This window comes from Burkholderia sp. HAN2018, from assembly GCF_024704855.1.
In the GTDB taxonomy this organism is placed as follows: Bacteria; Pseudomonadota; Gammaproteobacteria; order Burkholderiales; family Burkholderiaceae; genus Burkholderia; species Burkholderia cepacia.
Genome location: NZ_QOBB01000013.1, coordinates 54,976 through 73,504, shown reverse-complemented (window position 1 = coordinate 73,504; position 18,529 = coordinate 54,976). Strand labels below are relative to the sequence as shown.

The 18,529-nt window shown below is 61.0% G+C and carries 13 protein-coding genes and 1 pseudogene; 6 read left to right on the top strand and 8 right to left on the bottom strand.

Translation table 11 applies throughout. The features are described from left to right. Positions 1-1,207 (bottom strand): ATP-binding cassette domain-containing protein (locus DPV74_RS05275; RefSeq protein WP_162922954.1); only part of this gene is annotated, 1,207 nt, incomplete at its 3' end. 166 nt (positions 1,208-1,373) lie between these two features. Between DPV74_RS05275 and DPV74_RS05270 the strand changes: the two genes are divergently transcribed. Next, positions 1,374-1,889 (top strand): carboxymuconolactone decarboxylase family protein, encoded by a 516-nt coding sequence (locus DPV74_RS05270; protein WP_240439928.1) that lies wholly within the window; start codon positions 1,374-1,376, stop codon positions 1,887-1,889. Between the two features lie 85 nt (positions 1,890-1,974). Continuing rightward, positions 1,975-2,331 (top strand): annotated as a pseudogene (locus DPV74_RS05265) (cation diffusion facilitator family transporter); the annotation flags it as partial. Positions 2,332-2,382: 51 nt separating this feature from the next. On the opposite strand, the gene DPV74_RS05260 reads toward DPV74_RS05265, so the two are convergent. Then, the gene (locus DPV74_RS05260; RefSeq protein WP_119336696.1) at positions 2,383-3,000 is read right to left on the bottom strand and encodes a hypothetical protein; all 618 of its coding nucleotides are present in this window, start codon (positions 2,998-3,000) and stop codon (positions 2,383-2,385) included. Positions 3,001-3,228: 228 nt separating this feature from the next. Here DPV74_RS05260 and DPV74_RS05255 point away from each other — a divergent pair, with 228 nt between their 5' ends. Then, positions 3,229-5,520, top strand: coding sequence for a heavy metal translocating P-type ATPase (locus DPV74_RS05255; protein ID WP_119336695.1), 2,292 nt, complete (start codon positions 3,229-3,231; stop codon positions 5,518-5,520). Between the two features lie 12 nt (positions 5,521-5,532). On the opposite strand, the gene DPV74_RS05250 is transcribed toward DPV74_RS05255, so the two are convergent. Further along, positions 5,533-6,483 (bottom strand): universal stress protein, encoded by a 951-nt coding sequence (locus DPV74_RS05250; protein WP_119336694.1) that lies wholly within the window; start codon positions 6,481-6,483, stop codon positions 5,533-5,535. Positions 6,484-6,937: 454 nt separating this feature from the next. Further along, complete coding sequence (locus tag DPV74_RS05245; protein WP_119336693.1) at positions 6,938-8,392, bottom strand: amidase; 1,455 nt, start codon at positions 8,390-8,392, stop codon at positions 6,938-6,940. Between the two features lie 147 nt (positions 8,393-8,539). On the opposite strand from DPV74_RS05245, the gene DPV74_RS05240 reads away from it, so the two are divergent. Both DPV74_RS05240 and DPV74_RS05235 read left to right on the top strand, forming a co-directional pair. After that, positions 8,540-9,448 (top strand): LysR family transcriptional regulator, encoded by a 909-nt coding sequence (locus tag DPV74_RS05240; RefSeq protein WP_119336692.1) that lies wholly within the window; start codon positions 8,540-8,542, stop codon positions 9,446-9,448. 151 nt (positions 9,449-9,599) lie between these two features. Further along, positions 9,600-10,226, top strand: a complete 627-nt coding sequence (locus tag DPV74_RS05235) for a tyrosine-type recombinase/integrase (protein ID WP_119336691.1) — start codon at positions 9,600-9,602, stop codon at positions 10,224-10,226. 180 nt (positions 10,227-10,406) lie between these two features. Here DPV74_RS05235 and DPV74_RS05230 read toward each other — a convergent pair whose 3' ends face one another. The 3 genes from DPV74_RS05230 to DPV74_RS05220 all read right to left on the bottom strand — a co-directional run bounded on the left by DPV74_RS05230 (position 10,407) and on the right by DPV74_RS05220 (position 14,519). Then, the gene (locus tag DPV74_RS05230) at positions 10,407-12,431 is read right to left on the bottom strand and encodes a hypothetical protein (protein WP_162922953.1); all 2,025 of its coding nucleotides are present in this window, start codon (positions 12,429-12,431) and stop codon (positions 10,407-10,409) included. Positions 12,432-12,807: 376 nt separating this feature from the next. Further along, positions 12,808-14,244, bottom strand: coding sequence for a hypothetical protein (locus DPV74_RS05225; protein WP_240439927.1), 1,437 nt, complete (start codon positions 14,242-14,244; stop codon positions 12,808-12,810). A 38-nt stretch (positions 14,245-14,282) separates the two neighbouring features. Then, complete coding sequence (locus DPV74_RS05220; protein WP_240439926.1) at positions 14,283-14,519, bottom strand: hypothetical protein; 237 nt, start codon at positions 14,517-14,519, stop codon at positions 14,283-14,285. Between the two features lie 357 nt (positions 14,520-14,876). On the opposite strand from DPV74_RS05220, the gene DPV74_RS05215 reads away from it, so the two are divergent. Continuing rightward, on the top strand, positions 14,877-15,917 hold the full coding sequence (locus DPV74_RS05215; RefSeq protein ID WP_205571888.1) for a hypothetical protein: 1,041 nt from the start codon (positions 14,877-14,879) through the stop codon (positions 15,915-15,917). A 20-nt stretch (positions 15,918-15,937) separates the two neighbouring features. Here DPV74_RS05215 and DPV74_RS05210 read toward each other — a convergent pair whose 3' ends face one another. Next, the gene (locus DPV74_RS05210; protein WP_119336688.1) at positions 15,938-18,451 is read right to left on the bottom strand and encodes an EAL domain-containing protein; all 2,514 of its coding nucleotides are present in this window, start codon (positions 18,449-18,451) and stop codon (positions 15,938-15,940) included. Between the last annotated feature and the right edge of the window lie 78 nt (positions 18,452-18,529).

Here is an 18,529-nt window from a genome sequence, read left to right as displayed (position 1 = left end):
CGGCGGCGGCCGTGCGCTCGCGCGCGGCGCGCACCGCGCCGCCGCCGAACCAGCGCGACAGGAACGGGAAGCTGATCGTGCCTGCGATCGACGCAAACGGCACGCTGTCGGGAAACAGCGACGTACGCCAGCGGTCCTCGCCGGCGAGGAACACGCCGGCGCGAATCGCGTCGGCAGGTGAACGCGGGCGCCACGGCCTGCCGTCGAGCGTCATCGCGCCCTGCGCCGCGCGCACGGTGCCGAAGATCGTGTTTGCGAGGCGCGATTTGCCGCCGCCGACGGGCCCCGCGATCGCGACGATCTCGCCGCTCCGCACGTCGAGATCGAACGGCGCGCTGGCCTGCGTCAGGCGCAACCCGCGCACGCTCAGGCCGCCGTCGCCGGGCCGCGCGATCGGCGCCGGGCCCGGCGCACGCGCCTTCGGCAACGGCCGCCCGACCATCGTTTCGACCGCCGCGTCGAAATCGACCGGTGCGGCGAGATCGGCGACGATCCGTCCGTCGCGCACGATCGCGACGCGATCGGCGATACGGCGCAGGTCGCCGAGCCGGTGCGACACCAGCAGGACCGCGACGCCTTCGTCACGCAATGTATCGAGCAGCGCGAACAGGCGCTCGGCCTCCGGCGCCGACAGGCTCGCGGTCGGTTCGTCGAGGATCAGCAGGCCCGGCTGCCCGGCAAGTGCTCGCGCGAGCGTCACACGCTGCTGGTCCGCCAGCGAAAGCGACGCGAGCGGCGCCGCCAGGTCGGCATCGAGCCCGACGCGTTCGGCGAGCGGCCGGGCGGCATCGCGCCGGGCGGCCGGCGGCACGCGCCACGGCGATGCCGGATCGCACAGCCGGTCGAGCAGCAGGTTGTCGGCGATCGACAGCGTCGGCACCACCGCGTCGGCAACCGACTGATGCACGGTCGCGATGCCGAGCTGCTTCGCCGCGTGCGGCGACGCGGGCCGGTAAGGCGTGCCGCGCAGCGTCAGCGTGCCGCCGTCGTGACGGATCACGCCGCTCAGGATCTTGACGAACGTCGATTTGCCCGCGCCGTTGGCCCCCATCAGCGCGACGACCTCGCCGGCGCCGATCGACAGGTCGAGCGATGCGAGCGCGGTCGTCGCGCCGAAGCGCTTCGACACGCCGATGGCCGTCAGGACGGGCGGCCGCGCGACGCGATGCCGTCGATCTACTCGGAGATTGGATGAAGTCGTCGTCAATGCGGTGTCGAAAAGATGTGCCTCTCGGCGGGCGGTGCCATGTGCGCAACGCCACCTGGTCACCGGAAACGTGCGGGGGATGCTTTGCGCGGGGGCAATCCCGCTTGGGCGGAGACACCATGTCGCGGCTCATCGACTTCGGCCTCCACGTCGATCCGCGTCGAGCATGACTGTGCACCGGGCAGGCATCGACGCCGGTTCGGCCAATCTAGCGTGCCGCACGATGTACCCGCAAACAACGATTTCTGTCATCGATATGACGTGGGCGAGAATCCCGCCCCCCTCCCCCCTCCCTGTCACGCCCCTTGCGCTGCCGGGGATGTGCGAACCGCTGCGTGACGCGCTCCAATATTTTTTCTTTACCAGACTTTGTTTACCCGAAAATATAGCCCCGCAGTTCGCGCGATTTGCAAAGAGTCTGGACATTTGCGGATACGCGTATCGCCGGCCCGGCATTGATCTGAAGACGCCGCACCTCGTCACGCTTCGAGTAATCAGTGTCACGGGCGGCTGCGAGAATCAATTGCGTTTCCAGCCTGGCGCTGCCTTGCATCTCGGCATATCGGTCGAGCAGATCCGCGAGGTATTGATTCAGGTGCAAGTTTTTGCCGGGAATGCGCGGGCGTTCAATGCGGCAGCCATTTTCAAATCCGTCGCCGACACGTTTCAGAATAACGAATAGCATGATGCCCTCGACCCGGTGGCAACTGATCGTGACGTATGTGTGCGCCGACGCAGCCGTGACGGTTATTTCACCGGATGCCGGCATCGTCGGCGGAATGATCGTGAAAATGGGCGCCACGTTCGGCTGGGACGCATTGCATGATCTGATGAACCGGGCGGCCGACGATGAAGATGTGCAGGCGATCCGCGCAACGCTGGTTGCGACACGTGGTGTGCTCGACGTACACGACCTGCGCACGCGCAAGACCGGCGACTTGATCCTCGTGGACGTGCATCTCGACATCGACGCTGATCTTACGGTCGCACAAGGGCACGACATTGCGGTGGACGCGCGTGCGCGCGTAATGAAGCATCACGGTGTCCTGAATGCCGTGACGCACGTCGATCCACGGAGCCGCGAGAGCCTCCCCGAGGTCGCCTCCGGGATGCGCGTTCGGTAGCCGGAAGCGGCTGGACGATGCACTCGATCGAAAGATTGCGTGCGCCGCGTGTCAATCGGAACCGCGCGGATGACGGCCGCGTCTGAAAGTCAACCGGCGTTCATTGACGAGCGCCCGCCAATCGAGCTTCATCAGCGCGAACACGAGGCCGAGCAAGACCAGTTGCGTGACGACGAAGTAGCCGCCGAGATACGTGCCTTCGAGTTCTGATTCCACGTCCAGCCGGGTCGATGCAAAGCGGCCGAGATGCGCCCAGATCGCATAGGTCGTTGCGCGGCCGATGAAGAACGCCGCCGCGATGATTCTGAGTGGCAACCCGGAAAGCCCGTATGCAATGAAGAGGTAGTTCGACGGCAGCGGGCTCAACGCGTAGAAGAAAAACGCGCCGGCGGTGACGGTCCGGTGCTGTCGCAGCCAGCGCGTGGCGACGTCGATATTCTCGCGGTCGGATTCCCGCATCCAGCGGGAGTGGACAAGCGCTCTCGCGAAGGTCGCCAGAATGACACGGCCGGTCGTCGCCGCGCCGGCCGCCACAACGGCAAAGATGAACGGATTGCCATCGGGCAGGTTGAACCCGACCCATGACATCGCCATCCACGTGGGCGGGGCGAACGCCGGCATGAGATTCAGCAGAAGAATCAGCACGAAGAGTACAGCCAGCGTCAGCACGATATCGACTCCAGGCCATCCGGTGTCACGGCTCAATTTTGCTGAGGAAAGAGGCCGATGGCTTGACTCACGTCAAGCAACGCGGCGTGCCGGTCGTTCACGGGAGGCACGCCGTCCTGACCCATGTCAATGCTCAAAGCGCGGCGCTTCCTAGACTGATGCCACGCCGTCCGCAACCGAAACCGGATGCGGCGAACACCACCATGCACGGCGATCGGAGCAATGGCCATGTCCCGAGTCCCCTGGTCGATCGATCTCGTGTTGCTGATTCTGGCGGCCGCCACGCTCGCCGGCGGCGGCGTATGCGTGGCGTTCGGCCAGCCGTCGCTCGCGCGATTCGCCTGGCTGCTGGGGACGCTGCCGGTCCTGCTCGCGTTGACGGTCTCGCTGGTCAAGGCCGTGATGAGGCGGCAGGCCGGCATCGACGTGCTCGCGTGGCTCGCGATCGCGCTGGCGGTCGTGCTCGACGAAACGCTTGCGGCGGCGGTGATTGCGTTGATGCTGGCGAGCGGGCGGACGCTGGAGCGGTATGCGCAGGACCGCGCGCAACGCGAGATGAGCGCACTGCTCGGCCGCGCCCCCCGGCAGGCAACCCGTTTCGAGAACGGGGAATGGCGCTCGGTTGCGCCGGACACCCTTGTCCCCGGCGACAGGCTGCTGGTGCGGAGCGGCGAGTTCGTGCCCGTCGACGGCACATTAACCGGCGACGCGGAACTGGACGAGTCCATGCTGACGGGCGAATCGTCCACCCTGCGACGCCGTTCCGGGGAAAACGCATGCAGCGGCGTGGTCAACGCAGGCGCCCCGTTCGAAATGATTGCCCGCACGACGGCGAGCGACAGCACGTTTGCCGGCATCGTCCGTATGGTCGAGCGTGCGCAACGCGAGCGCAGCCCGTCCGTTCGTCTCGCGGATCGCTACGCCGCATTCTTCGTGCTCGCATCGCTGCTCGTCGCGGGAATCGCATGGCTGTTGACCGGCGACGTCACACGTGCGCTTGCCGTGCTCGTCGTGGCCTCGCCGTGTCCATTGATCCTCGCCGTGCCGGTCGCCATCGTATCCGGCATGTCGCGTTGTTCGAAACGCGGCATTCTGGTCAAAGGCGGGGGTGCGCTGGAGCGTCTTGCACAAGCGACAACTCTGTTCTTCGACAAGACCGGGACGCTGACGGGAGGACGTGCACGCATCGTTGCGATCGAGTGCGGCGCTGACGTCGCAGCGGACGATGTGTTGCGGTTGGCCGCGTCATTGGCCCAAGCGTCGGGCCACGTCATCTCGGACGCGCTGACGGTCGCGGCGCACGAACGTTGCATCGACCTGTCGCTGCCGTCGGCCGTCATCGAAACGGCCGGCGAAGGCGTGACGGGCCGGGTCGACAACAGGACCGTTGCGATCGGCAAGTTCGAATACGTGTCAGCATTCGCGACGAATGCGCCGTGGAGCGGCGCATTCCTGGCACGCGTCGTCAGCGAGGGCGGGGCTGCCGTATTCGTCGGCGCGGATGGCGTCATGATCGGCGCGATTCAAATGGCCGACCAGGTGCGGCTGGAAACACCGCGGGCATTGCGGCTGCTCAAGCGCGAAGGCGTCGAGCGCCTCGTCATGCTCACCGGCGACCGGCGGGACATCGCCCAGGCCGTCGGCGAGTTGCTGGGTGTCACCGACGTGCGTGCCGAGCAGACGCCGACGGACAAGCTCGTCGCGATTCAGGCCGCGCGCAAGGAGGGCGTGACGATCATGGTCGGCGACGGCGTGAACGACGCGCCGGCGCTGGCGGCCGCCGACGTCGGTATCGCGATGGGTGCGCGGGGGGCGGCCGCGTCACCCGAAGCGGCCGACGTGGTATTGCTGGTCGATCGGCTGGATCGACTCGTGGATGCGATACGTATCGCGCGACGGTCGCGCCGAATCGCACTCGAGAGCGTGGTGGCCGGCATGTCGCTGTCGGTCGTCGCGATGACGATTGCGGCGGCCGGATTCCTGCAGCCGATTGCCGGCGCGGTGATTCAGGAAGTCATCGACGTCGCCGTCATCGTCAATGCGTTGCGCGTGTTGCTGGATCGCCCGAGGCCGACGAACGCCCGGCTCGACGATGTCGACGTCGAGCAGCTCAGGCGCGAGCACACGGCATTGTCACCGTTGCTGGACCAGATCAGGGATCTCGCGGATCGTCTGCCGGGACTATCCGGGGCCGCCATCGCCAGCGAGCTGGTCCACATGATCGACTCGCTCGACGAACGGCTGCTGCCGCACGAACGCGCCGACGATCGGGACGTCTACGCGCGCCTTGCCCCGCTTCTCGGCGGAGAGGACCCGCTGGCTGCGATGAGCGGCGCGCACCGGGAGATCTTCAAGATGGTCCGATCGCTCAGACAAATGGTCGCGGACCTGCCGCGCGACGGCACGAACACCATGCAGGTGCAGGCGATACAGCGCTTGTTGTACGGGCTGGAAGCGATCGTGCGCCTGCATTGCGCTCAGGAGGAGGAACTGTTCCACGCCGTGGGTGCGGATGCGTGACGACGAAGCGCGTCACGCACGCGACGCATGGACGAGCAGGACCGGAGTTTTCGTGATGCGCGCCACGCGCCCGGCCACGGTGCCGACGAGCCAGCCCGTCACGCCTCGCCGCCCGTGAGTGCCCATGACGATCATGTCCGCATTCCATTCGAGCGCGTCGCGCACGATCAGATGGGAAACGTCCGCGCCGGCTCGATCTGCGTGAACAAGTTGCGACTGCGCATGTCTGGCCGTGCCTTCGATTATGGCCGTGGCACCCTGGAGCACATGATTTCCTTCGCCGATCAATGCTTCTTCCAGTGCCCCGCCAAGGACGAAGTCGCCGAGCATTGGGGGGCGATCAACCACGTATATCGCACGGAATTCGGTGTCGACCCGCGAGAATGCCAACCCTGTCCGCAATGCGTCGAGTGCGATCGCGCTTCCGTCAACGGCGAACAGCATCCGCCGTGGCAGATGCTCGGCAACCGACGCGAAACCTTCCGGAACGATGAGCAGCGGGCATCCGATGAGTTTGCCGAGCGGGCCGGAAACCGTCCCTTCGACCCATCCGAGCAAGCCATGATGCTGACGTGCGCCGACGATCAGGAGTTCGGCCTGCCAGGTTTGCGCGCTGTCGGCCAGTGCATTCACGACATCCCCGCCTCGTGTGGCGAGGTCGATGACTTCCGTGTCGATGACGAGATCGTCGCGATCCATTGCGGCTTTGGCGCGCGACACCGCATCAGATGCATCCCTGAGCAACTCGACGCGCGCGGATTCGAGGAACGCCATGGTTTTCGACCCGAGCGGGACGAGCGTTCTCGGATTATCCGCAACGCTGATGATGTGCACCGCCGCATTCGATGGGAGGAACGCTTTGGCATACGCGAGTGCATGCGCGGATGCGGTCGAACCGTCGACGGCGACCAGCACCCGCCGCAGAGCGGGGACGGCCTGGACGGGTGAAGTGGTGGTGCTCATGAATGTCCCCCAGTGACAACCGACGATCTCGTACACGGCAATTTTTCGCGCGGTCAGCTTTCACCTGGTTGACCTTCGTCAAGCACATTCGCCATAGCAGTGCCGACACGGTTCACGTTCGACTGAATTACGAGCACACGTTCTGAATGCGATTGGTGACCTGCTATCGCACGAATTCGTCTGGTGATGAATTCCGGGTTAAACGCCGATTGCAAGCGAATCGGTCACGTTCGCGCAAGAAGGGTTATAGAGACGTTCAACAATCTTTGGCCAGGTGCTGGGGAGAGCAAGCGGCTGCCGCCGCAGGAAGGGACGTTCGATATCAGCAGCAAGATCGTCGACAATCCATGAACGCGTAGATGTTCACGGTTCGGCGGCAGGTTACCTTTGCGTGAGAGCGCAGGCAAAGACGGGCGGACCGGGCCGCCCGCATGAAACGCACTCGTTGTCGCGGTTACTCCTGACGTCCCGCCCAAACTACGGGCCGCCGATTGATCCACGGCCGTGCGCGTTCGAGCTGCCCTGCGAGTCGCAGCAATTTATCTTCTCGCGCGAATGCTCCCGCGAACTGCATCCCGATCGGCAGACCCGTTTCGGGATGACTTGCTAGCGGCACCGACATCGCGGGAACACCGGCGACATTGAACGGCGGGGTAAGAGGCGAATGCCGGAATACTCGCTGAGTCCATTCGAGGCCGTTCATCGATTCCGCGCCCTCGCCGTACTCTCCAATGCGCGGTGGCATTTGCGGCAGCGTCGGCGTTAGCAGCACATCGAAGTCTTCGAACCAATGCCCGACAGCCCGTGTCACAACGTTGCGCATCGCCAGAGCGGCGGCGAATGCGGACGCCTTTTCTTCCTTGCCATAGCGATAACAGGCCAATGTGGCGGGCTCCAGCGTCGTCTCATCGATCGGGCGTCCCGTTGCGGCAGCAAGGCCCTCGATCCAGCCGACCAGCGTCGCCGTCCAGATCGTCGCATTCATCTGCACAAACGCGTCCCACGAGACACCCAGTGACGGCCGCACTTCGAATACTGTGTGACCGAGTTCTTCCAGGAAACGTGCCGTCGATTCCACCGCTGCCGCGATTGCCGGGTCGGTTCGATCCGCGCTCCACGGATCGGTCATCATGCCGATCCTGAGGTTGCCAGGTTCGCGCTCGACCTGCGACAGGAAGCTGTACTCCGGCGCAGCGGTCAGGTAAGGCTCGCCGATCGCCTGCCCCTGGATCGCATCGAGTAGCGCGGCGCTGTCCCGCACGCTCCAGCTCACGCCAAGTTGCACACCAAATCCTGCGAAGACTTCGTCGAGGGCTGGCCCGTTCGAGCTGCGCCCGCGCGTCGGCTTGAGTCCGAACAAGCCGTTGTAGCTTGCCGGCACCCGTATCGAGCCGGCGGCATCGGTAGCATGCGCGAGTGGGACGACGCCGGCTGCGACGGCGGCGGCGGCGCCACCGCTCGAACCGCCGGCGCTCGAATCCGGCTGCCAGGGATTGCGCGTCGCACCCTGGAGCGTGGATTCCGTGGTCGTGCTGAACGCCATTTCGGGCGTAGTCGTGCGGCCAATCGTAACGAGTCCAGCGGCGCGGAACCGCGACATGAGCCACGAATCGGCCGGGGCGACAACGTCACCGGAGAGCCGGCTCCCGAGTTCCAGCCGCTTACCGCTCATGGCAACCGCAAGATCCTTGATCAGAAACGGGACGCCAGCAAGCGGACCAGTGCAGTGTTCCGGGTTGCCTCCGCTATCGCTGGCCGGCCAGTGCTCGATAACCGCATTGATCGCGGGATTGACGGCCTCGATCGCCGAACGGGCGAGTTCGGCAAGCTCGGCAGGCGTGACTTCGCGGTCCGACACGCGTTTTGCAAGCCCAATTGCATCGTGACTTGTGTATTCGCTGAGATTCATGTGCGCCTCCAGGTTGAAGGCGACAAGATATTGCAGGCGCGGGCTCGTGATTAGCCCGTTCTTACAGCAAAGATTGAGCCATCAGCGGCACAATCTCTATGCTAGGCTCAAGCCATCAACAAATACTCAGTCCGGATATTGCCGTCGATGACCAGGGATCTCAACGACACGCTTGTATTTATTCGCGTCGTGCAATCAGGCAGCTTTACTGCGGCAGCGATCGCGTTGCAGATTCCCAAGACGACGGTCAGCCGGCGAGTGCGGGAACTCGAGGCGCACCTCGGTTCGCGCCTGTTGCACCGGACCACGCGCAAACTGCGTCTGACCGAGGCCGGTACGGCTTACTTCGAGCACTGCCGCACTATCTGCACACAGCTCGACGAGGCAGAGAATGCCGTGCAGCGTATTCGCGGCACGCCCGCAGGCTGGCTGCGCGTGACGCTTCCGTATTCGTTCGGCGTCACGTGGATCGCGCCATTGATCGCCGGATTCTCCTCTCGCTATCCCGATGTGCGGCTCGATATTCTGGCGACGCACGTGCCATTGGATCTTTTCGATGACGAAGTGGACGTCGCTCTGCGCCTTGGCGTCCTTCCCGATTCCAGTCTCGTGGCGCGGCGGCTCGGGACTTTTTCGACGTCGGTCTATGCGAGTCCCGCCTATGTCGAACGGCACGGTGCGCCAGCCGTTCCCGATGAACTCCGGCTCCATCCTGCGCTCGCACTTCATCAGGCTCGTAGCGACAGCGGCTATACCTGGCCCCTGCGCAAGCCGGGACGGAAGGCGACTCACTATGCGCTGGAACCGGCGATCGTCGCCAGCGACCCCGCACTTATGCTTGACGCCGCGCGCGCCGGAAAAGGCTTGTTGCTGGCTATGGATGCCAGCATGGCTCCCGAAGTCGAGGCAGGGCGCTTATTGAGAGTGCTGCCCGAATGGATAGGTCCACCGCAGGATTTGAACGCACTGTTTCCGCGAGAGCTGGTTCCCTCGCCCAAGCTGCAAGCTTTTCTGAACTACCTCAAAACGCAATTGCGTTTCGGCGATATGACGTGACAGACATTGAAGGCGTTCAGGTTCGACGAATGGCTCCTGTGCGCCAGGAGCGGACCTCGGAAGTGTATTTCGTTGAGCGGCTGCTCCGGGTCGATAGCGCCCGCCGGATAAAGCGCGCACTCAATCTCCCTTTGCTTAAAAGGAGATTGTCATGGAATCCGAGAATGTCGTCGTTCGTGACCGTGCGCCATGGAACAAGGCCAAGCTCACCGGGCAGAAGCCGCCGTTAAAACTCCGAGAAATCTGGGCGATTCGGACGCGACTTCAAATGGCGCCGAACCTTCGGGAGCTCGCGATGTTTAATCTCGCAATTGATAGCAAGCTCCGAGCGTGCGATCTTACGCGGTTGCTGGTTCAAGATGTCCGCCACGGAAGCCACGTGGCGTCCAGAGCGACAATCATGCAGCAGAAGACCCAGCGGCCGGTGCAATTCGAGATCACGGAACAGACCCGTGAGAACCTCGAAGCTTGGATCGAAGCGCGAGGACTGAAGGCAGCGGCTTTTCTGTTCCCGAGTCGGTCGCACACGTCACCGCATCTGTCGACGCGGCAATATGCCCGGCTGGTACATCGTTGGATTGCATCGATTGGCCTTGACGATACTGCATACGGAACCCATACGATGCGCCGCACAAAAGCTTCGCTGATCTACCGGCGGACGAAGAACCTTCGGGCGGTGCAGTTGCTGCTCGGACACACGAAGCTGGAAAGTACGGTTCGCTATCTCGGCATCGAGGTCGACGATGCCCTTGAGATGGCGGAGCAGACGGAGGTTTGATGGCATCACGGCCGGCAAGCGGTCGCTTGCCGGCCATAAAGCGACTTTCGTTTTATGCAGTGCCGACACATTCAGACGGCCGCTCCACTCCGCAAACAGCCAGCCTATCGACCTAAGGCTGCATCAAAGTCGTCGACCTTTGCCGCGGTTGGACCGGCTTGGTGCCAGCGGCCGGTTTCCTCAAAGGTTCGCGTCGGCAGTAATAGCGTTAGACCGGGGAACGCACTCCAATGTGAGTACCAGTCCCTCCCAGTCGGTTTCACTGATTGCATGCAGCGGCACGAGACGAACCTTGACCCCGTCTCGCAGCCTTTGAACCTGAGGTGGAGAAGCAAGATAATCCGCCACACGTGCTTCGGCTTCAGCAAGGTCGGAATAAAAAACCCGTTTAATCCGCTTTACAACCGCGAGGTTACTCATATCCAGACCAGCGTCTTCGAGTTCACCTTCGAGATACTTACCGAGAATGTACTCATCCACAACCGAAACCCCCTTGGCGGGAATACCAACATGGGTCGACGTGCTGACGACGGCAAGTGGTACAACTTTGAAGTCCTCGTGGAGCTTTATCCCGAGCCGCGCGACATCAGTTACGAAATCACTCCGGTTATCCGTCAAGGCCTTTGCTTTTCGCAAGGCCTGATCCGCGGCCCCAAGAACCGTGCGTTGGTGCATGGCAAGCGCTTTCGCTTCAGTAGGTTCGAGAATGCACTTGCTCTCACCAACCAGAACGGTCGAACCGATCACGATTATCAAATCAATCTGCTCGGATCGACCTGCCGACGGACTAAACACATAGTTGTCTGCAATGCAAACAGCCTTGCCTGCCAGAACGGGGGAAGCATTGATGGCTGCTACCATCTTCGATCTGACATGCGCTTCGAAGGGATCTCCTCGGACTTCGAGGTCAATCCCGCCGCGCCGCATCCAAATGTCGACCAATCTTCTCAAATTTGGGTTAACAATTGCGGCGAAAACCGGTGCGACTACCTTTGAACCGACGGGTACCAGCGGGGAATCCCAGATCTCCTGCCCGGCCTTCCCATAAAAGGTAAAGAAATCGACGATCTTTCGCCCTTTGGCCGGCGCGATAGCTGCGGCGGACGAAATTGCCTGAACCAGTGCTTCGGTTTGCAACACGGGAACAAACGCCGGCAACCAAGTGTGGGTGGGAGCCTCTTGATCGTTAGCAGCGCGTTCATGATCGGAGATGGTCTCCAATAGCATTTGAGCTGCACGTGATATAACGACCCATGCGTCGAGGATCTCTGTGAGTGTCACACCCTCTAGAGACGGCAAGTCTTTCTCAAGTAGTTCCTGATAGTACGGTTCATTTGCTAGCATTCTCAGTAATACCTGATCCTCTTGCGCCTCTGAGCTTTCGCCCAGTCTTGAAACGCTAATTACTTGCTTTCTACCTTCTTTGCGTATCGCCTTGATGTCTCGAATGCGCATAGTTGCGCCCCGAGCAGCGTATTCACGATGTAACATCTTTGCCTGAAGCGAAAAACCGGTCCACAAAGTGTGTCGTCTGGCAATACCGACGGCCTGACCTCGCTTCACATCTATGTCCTTCGGAACAAACACCGTCCTATTTTTCACCTCTAGTACGCTATAGCCATTCCAAAGACAATCATCCCAGAGATCTTCCGTGTGACGATACGTGATCCCTAGATTGAGTTCCAATAGAATGTCTTTCCACGAAATCTGCGCCATGCGCGGATTTCCGCTCAGATCCGGATCACCTTGCAATGCAACTTTGATAGGAATTTCAATTCCCTCGACGAGGCTCTCAACAATTTCATTGGGCGACCATTCAAATCCGCCGGGCAGTTCAAGTTTGACTTCCGCGAAAATGTCGTCAGGACGGATCCCGTCGTCGTTTCGCTGCGCAAGCTCCCTTCCCACTGCGATTAACGCCTCTCGGGTCTTTTCTTGCGCGACAAGAAAGCCGTGATTTGCAGCAGCAACAAACGCTCGCACTTTTTCTGTCGTAGTGAGATCTTTTGTTGTCGAAAGCTTTAATCTGCTACGAATATTCCCAAGCTTCGCGTGAATCACCAAGGCGGCATCATATAAACGCCGGTCAGCGACATCAGGCGATTTCACGCTATCAAATGCGGCTTTCCACTTTTTTTCTGTAAATTTGGTCCGACGCGGGCCGTCAACACCTTCAGATTGAACTAGCTGTACAAAATCACCCATTATTTTCCCCGTTAATTTAGAAGCCACTAATTTTTACGCAGTGTGAAGCACGCTGTCGCTCTTGCTTTAATACCATTTTCGATTAATTAATCGGCGAACTTGATCCATTCGGAACATTGTGCTCTCGGCAGAAAAAAGCGAATACGTCGATTTTGACATAAGGCTTTCCCAAGGTGGATCCACAGAGAAACACGCGGAATGTCCGTTCCACTTTGCTTCCTGCCGTTGTAGCCGTGACGGCTCGACCGTCAGCAATGGGTCGATCTGCGCCAGTCGCGCGTTGCAGGGCGGCGGCAGGCCACGATCGGCCACAAGCCGCCGTTCTGATCCGTAGTCGGTCGGACATTCAAGCGTCGGTACCGCTCCGTGTGCAGCACTACTTTGAAGTCGCTCGCGCCGTTGCGAGGATACCGAGCATACTCTTTCGTGCTCTGCGCTTTTCTACAAATTGGCCGACTGCGTCCTTCGCCATCGCGATACCTCCGCCACCAATCGCACCCACCATACTAGCGATTGGAGCACTAACGCCGGCGGCGGCTGCGAGAGCTGGCATGAAAAACATACTTGCACCAGCGGCGATTCCAATAACGCTACCTGTTCCTGCAGCCCAGTATTTCGGTGAGTATTTGTCTTCGATGTCCTTTATTGCTTTCTTCTGGCGCTGAATCAGCAAGTCCAACCCATGCCGGACTTCCCGCGCTACAGCTTCAAGTTCGGCGGGACCCGCCGCAGTCAACTGAGTTGTGATTTTCTTCAATTGTTCGCGAAGTTCCGCGTGCTCCATGCGTTCTCGAAGCTCAACGAGACCTGCTATAGGCACGTTGCCCAACCAGGTCAAACTGTCATCTTGAAGTGCTCGAAGAATATCGAATGCTTCCCTAGACAGTACTTGTTGCTTTATGAGTTCTCGCGCTTCAGCCTGTGCGCAAAGCTCGAAGTAGTACCAATGCACGGGTGTGCTGAGCATTGGTTGACTATTAAGCTCCTCAGCGTTCTCTGCAAGGTGGTATTGAGGGCGTAATCTTTCCAGAATTCCGTTAAGTACAAGGACGCCTCGCGGAAGCTTCTCCATTTTTCCAAGCATTTCCTGGTCGCGCACTCCCTTTAACTCTTGCAGATAGATGGCTGCCGCCTCCTCTGCTGTGCCTACAGCGGTAGGTTCAACTCCAGGCGGTACGAACAGCCTTTCACGCGTTATTGCGTCGAGGAACGGTTGTTCGTATTTTTTGACGTACTCGAACAGTTCGTCGATCGTACTCATATTCGCGTTACAGGCGGGGACGATAACTTTTACGGCAAGAGATGCGATGCCAGCCTGAGTCATTGCGTCATTTGCCTCCAATCTCTCCTCGAAACTAGGGAAGACCAAGATTGGAGGTACCGAAAGTCGTGCATCCACCAGTGGACGAAGTGGCAGAATATAAAATAACGCGATAGCTAGTTGTAGGTGTAACGCATTGAGGTGAAGGTTTTCTGCAAAAAATGGCCAAACCGGATCGGGTATCAATTGGGTGTCGCAATACAGACCAGCGATCCGAGTTGCCGAAAGTGCTGACGGTCCGTAGCGCCGCTGACCGCCCGATACCACTTTAATACCACCAAGTGATTTTCCGGCACGAAACATTGACGCTGAATTTTCGCGGTAGAACTGTTCTAGTTCACCAGCTGCCGCATTGATTTCATCAAAATGGGCTATGTTGCCATCTCCGAACCGTGCCAGCATTCGCGATTTAATTTCCTGCTCTGAACCGACCTTGCCGGACGGCACACCCGTCAACGCTACAAAGAGCTCTTCGTAGAGTCGAAACAGCATGCACTGGGCGTCAAGAATTGGAAGAGGTGATTCATCGTCTACTTTTTTTCCGCTTGTTCCAGATGAGTCAACGCCAGGGCAGTGGCTCGAATAATCGCCAGCGCGTCTGGTGTTAGCTTTGAAATATTAAGGAGTCCGGTAATACCTCTCGGTAAAACGCGTAGCTGGTCAGCCCAGAACCTATCTTGTGGACGCAGCTTCAGTTTTCCCGATTCCAACGCATCGAGAACCTTCTCTGCTTTCTGAGCGGAATCGATCCCTCTATCAATATCCATATACTCTTCTCCTAGACGCGTGTTGATCCATTGTGCCCGAGCCGAGACGTCAAAAATCAAGGACGCGAAACAGGGGGGCTTGGCCGTCCAGTTACCACGGCGGGTACGGCCGCTCGACGCCCCCATGCTCAACAATCCGGCACATTGCTGACGTAGAACTCAGCCCGTCTCAATGTCAGAGGGCCGAGCACTTGCCATCCCGATCGACTGCTCCAATGGCCCTTGTACCTCGAAACCGGCCGTCGAAGGAACTCAGGGTTGAGAGGCAGCTGCGGGTCGACCACGGTCAACCAGCTCCGACCAGCCGCCCACGACCAATCGCTCGACGCCACGTGCCAGTCTGTTGATAATCAGGACATGATCCGCCGACGCAAGGCGTCAGTGCTAACCCAAACAATCGCGATCGACACGTCTTTTGCGCATTTCTTGCCGGAGTTACTTGTGTACATCGATGTACCCCGCGGTCTCGTGTTCTTCGACCAAACTGACGCTTTCCTTCCCGACCCGGCGTTAGTGCAATACGACCGTGATTCGAAAACGATTACCTCGGTCGCCGGCGCGCAGACGGACGATACGGTGTGTGATGTATCGCGCGACAGCCGTCGCCTTGCATTGGCATCGGCGTCATGGATAGTCGCACGCAATACCAACCGCAGCCGCTTGACCGTGGTTGCCGATGGCACCGTCCTGCATCAGACTGACAAGTTTCTGTCGTTCTGGACGCGCCTGGATCCTTCCGGGCGCTATGCGCTGGTAAGCGCCTTCAAGAGCAATGACAAAGGCCGTCCGGTGGTGATCGATCTGGACACCGGCGAGCATGGCGATCCTGTCGCGCGTGATTTCGATGCACGTTTCGGCGACGTGGATCCGGTCGACGGACTCCTTTGGGCTCCAGACGAACGAACCAGGAACTCGGTGCTGACCGTGAATTGCCGCAGCGGCGAGATCAATAAGGTCAATCTCCCGGCGGGCGGCAAGATCAAGCGCCTGCGCTTTGCGCGCGATGGGTCAATCATGTTCGTCGCGAGCGATACCAATCAATTGCTGTGTTGTGACCGGAATGGCTCGATAGTATGGTCGCGCGATATTGGTGAATTTGGCGAGGTTCGCTCGGCCAACATCCTGTTCAACGAGAGTGGCAGCCATTTGTGCTTACCCTTGCCGGAAACGGCACGCTGCAATTGGGGCGAGGATCTGGTGATCGACGCACATACCGGTGCGGTCGAACATGCCATTCAACGTCACCGTGGGCCGCCCGCGCGACTGGCAGCAGATTGGTTCGGCGACCGGCTGCTGACGCATGGCGGTGAAATCGTCGATTTTTATACCGGCAAGGTGACGGACATGCTGTCGTTCAAAAGCGGCAGTAGCGCGATCGCGGGGAACCTCGGCGGCTGACATATTGATACCCCACCGACTCACTCGGTCAGCAACTCAACACCGCGACGCAACGAGATCGCGGCCAGCTGTTCAGCAGGCTGCGGCCGCGCGAACAGAAACCCCTGCACCTGGTGACAGCCGATTTCCTGCAGGAACGCCAGCTGTTTCTCCGTCTCGACGCCCTCCATCACGACATCGAGCCCCAGCGCGCGCCCCATCGCAACGATCGCGCGCACGATTGCATCATCCGTGCTGCCCGAACCGCAGTCCGTCAGGAACGACCGATCGATCTTCAGCGTATCGACGGGCAGATCCTTCAGGTACACCAGCGACGAATAGCCCGTACCGAAATCGTCGATCGCCAGGCTGATCCCCCGTGTCGCCAGTTCGCGCAGCAGGATGCCGATTTCCTCGCGGGTGTTCATCGCCATGCTTTCGAGCAACTCGAGCTGCAGGCATTCGGCCGGCAACGCGGTTTCGCTGAGGATGGTCGTCAGGTCGCTGAGAAAATGGTCGGTAAAGCATTGCCGCGCCGACACGTTCACCGACACCCGCCCGAACTCGAAACCCTCGTCGAGCCAGCGGCGCGCCTGTCGGCAGGCTTCGCGCAGCACCCACCGGCCGATCGGGACGATCAGCGCCGACCGCTCAGCCAGCCCGATGAAGTCGCCCGGCGGCACCAGGCCCTTGCGTGGATGCAGCCAGCGCAGCAGCGCCTCCACGCCGACGATCCGGCCGCTGGCCAGATCGTATTGCGGCTGGTAGAACAGCCGGAATTCGTTCTGCTCGAGCGCGCGGTGCAGCTCGCCGAGCGTCTCCAACTGCTCCATCGCCGACGACGTCATCTTGCTCTCGAAGAACTGGAACACGTTCCTGCCGCGGCTCTTCGCGCCGTACATCGCCTGGTCAGCGAGCAGGATCAGGTGCTCCGCCTCGGTGCCGTCGTCCGGATAGATGCTGATGCCGATGCTCGGCGTCACGAAGATCTCGCGACCGCCGACATCGATCGCCCGCGCCACTTCGTCCAGCAGCTTGCGTGCAACGCGCCCGACGTCGCGAACATCGTCGAATTCCTCGAGCACGAGCGCGAATTCGTCACCGCCCATGCGCGCCACCGTGTCGTTCGCGCGCACCGACGCGACGATGCGCTCCGCGACCTGCTTCAGCACCTCGTCGCCGGCGTTGTGGCCGAGCGTGTCGTTGACCAGCTTGAAGCGGTCGAGATCGAGGTACATCACCGCGACCTTGCGACCGAGCCGCTTCGCGTGAGCGATCGCGTGCGCGAGCCGCTCCTCGAACAGCGCCCGGTTCGCGAGATCGGTGAGCACGTCGTGCGTGGCGAGATAGCCCAGCCGCTCCTCCGCCTGACGCCGTTGCGTGATGTCGGAGAAGATCGCCGCATAGTGCGAGATCTCGTCATCGTTGTCGCGAATGCTGGTGATCGTCAGGTATTCCAGAAACAGCTCGCCGGTCTTGCGGCGATTCCAGATTTCGCCTTGCCAGTGGCCGTCGGTCGTCAGCGAATGCCACAGCTGCTTGTAGAAATCCGGCGTCTGGCGCCCGGAACTCAGCAGGCCCGGGTTGCGCCCGATCACTTCGTCCGCGGTATACCCGGTCAGGCGCGTGAAGGCCTGGTTGACGCGCTCGATCCTCGCGTGCCGATCGGTGACCATGATGCCTTCGAGCGCCGATTCGAATACCCGATCCGCCATGCGCAGGTTGAAGCGCGCGAGACCCAGCGCTTCGTCGCGCTCGCGCACGGCGCTGCGCAACTCGTTCGCGTATTCATGCTCGATGCTCTGCAGCACGTCCGCGAAACAGAGCAGCCCGGTCAGCCTGCCCGCCTCGTCCCGAATGCCGACGTGCCGCATACTGTGCTCGGTCATGAAGCGCTGTGCCGTATACAGGCTCTGCTTCGCGCTCAGCATCTGCAGCGGCTTGCTCGCGTAGACCCCGACCGCGCCCTGGGACGCGCCTTCCGCCAGGAGCCGGACGATGTCCCGCTCGGTCAGGATGCCGTGCTCGCCGTCGTCGTAGCCGACCAGGATCGCATCGAGTCGTTGCGTGCGCATCAGGGTGATGACGTCGTGCAGCGCGACCTGCTCGGACACCACGACGGGCGGATGGATGCGGATCGATTCGATCGGCTTCAGGTGCAGGAAGAACTCCGGCCCCTGGTTCACGACGACGTCGGTCTGCGTCAGCACGCCGATCGCGGCGTTATCGCGGACCACCACGAAGTGCCGGACGCCCGACTGCTTGAACTTCATCGCGGCCTCACCCAGCGGCGTGTTGGCCTCGAGCGTCAGTACCGGATGGCTCATTACCTCGCTGACCGGCCGATCGAGCCCGTGCGGATCGTCGCCGGCCGACAGTGCATCGCGCTCGGTCCAGATCCCGACGACCTGTTCATCCTCCATCACGACGATCGAGCTGCAACGCTCGATGAACATGCGTCGCGCGACCTCCCGCACCGGCGTGGCGGGCGTGCAGGACAGAATCTGACGCGCGACGAGGCGCGCAATCGGAACATCGTAGCTGCTCGGATACATTCTCTAACCAAGACGAAAAGCCCTCGCCGGCGCGCTTCGATCCGGCAACCTTCAGGCTCGCCCGCAGCAACAGGCGCG

Coding starts and splice junctions, on each gene's coding strand:
- DPV74_RS05270 (WP_240439928.1), top strand. CDS start 1,374: ATGACTGTGCACCGGGCAGGCATCGACGCCGGTTCGGCCAATCTAGCG.
- DPV74_RS05255 (WP_119336695.1), top strand. CDS start 3,229: ATGTCCCGAGTCCCCTGGTCGATCGATCTCGTGTTGCTGATTCTGGCG.
- DPV74_RS05250 (WP_119336694.1), bottom strand. CDS start 6,483: ATGAGCACCACCACTTCACCCGTCCAGGCCGTCCCCGCTCTGCGGCGG.
- DPV74_RS05245 (WP_119336693.1), bottom strand. CDS start 8,392: ATGAATCTCAGCGAATACACAAGTCACGATGCAATTGGGCTTGCAAAA.
- DPV74_RS05240 (WP_119336692.1), top strand. CDS start 8,540: ATGACCAGGGATCTCAACGACACGCTTGTATTTATTCGCGTCGTGCAA.
- DPV74_RS05235 (WP_119336691.1), top strand. CDS start 9,600: ATGGAATCCGAGAATGTCGTCGTTCGTGACCGTGCGCCATGGAACAAG.
- DPV74_RS05230 (WP_162922953.1), bottom strand. CDS start 12,431: ATGGGTGATTTTGTACAGCTAGTTCAATCTGAAGGTGTTGACGGCCCG.
- DPV74_RS05225 (WP_240439927.1), bottom strand. CDS start 14,244: ATGCTGTTTCGACTCTACGAAGAGCTCTTTGTAGCGTTGACGGGTGTG.
- DPV74_RS05220 (WP_240439926.1), bottom strand. CDS start 14,519: ATGGATATTGATAGAGGGATCGATTCCGCTCAGAAAGCAGAGAAGGTT.
- DPV74_RS05215 (WP_205571888.1), top strand. CDS start 14,877: ATGATCCGCCGACGCAAGGCGTCAGTGCTAACCCAAACAATCGCGATC.
- DPV74_RS05210 (WP_119336688.1), bottom strand. CDS start 18,451: ATGTATCCGAGCAGCTACGATGTTCCGATTGCGCGCCTCGTCGCGCGT.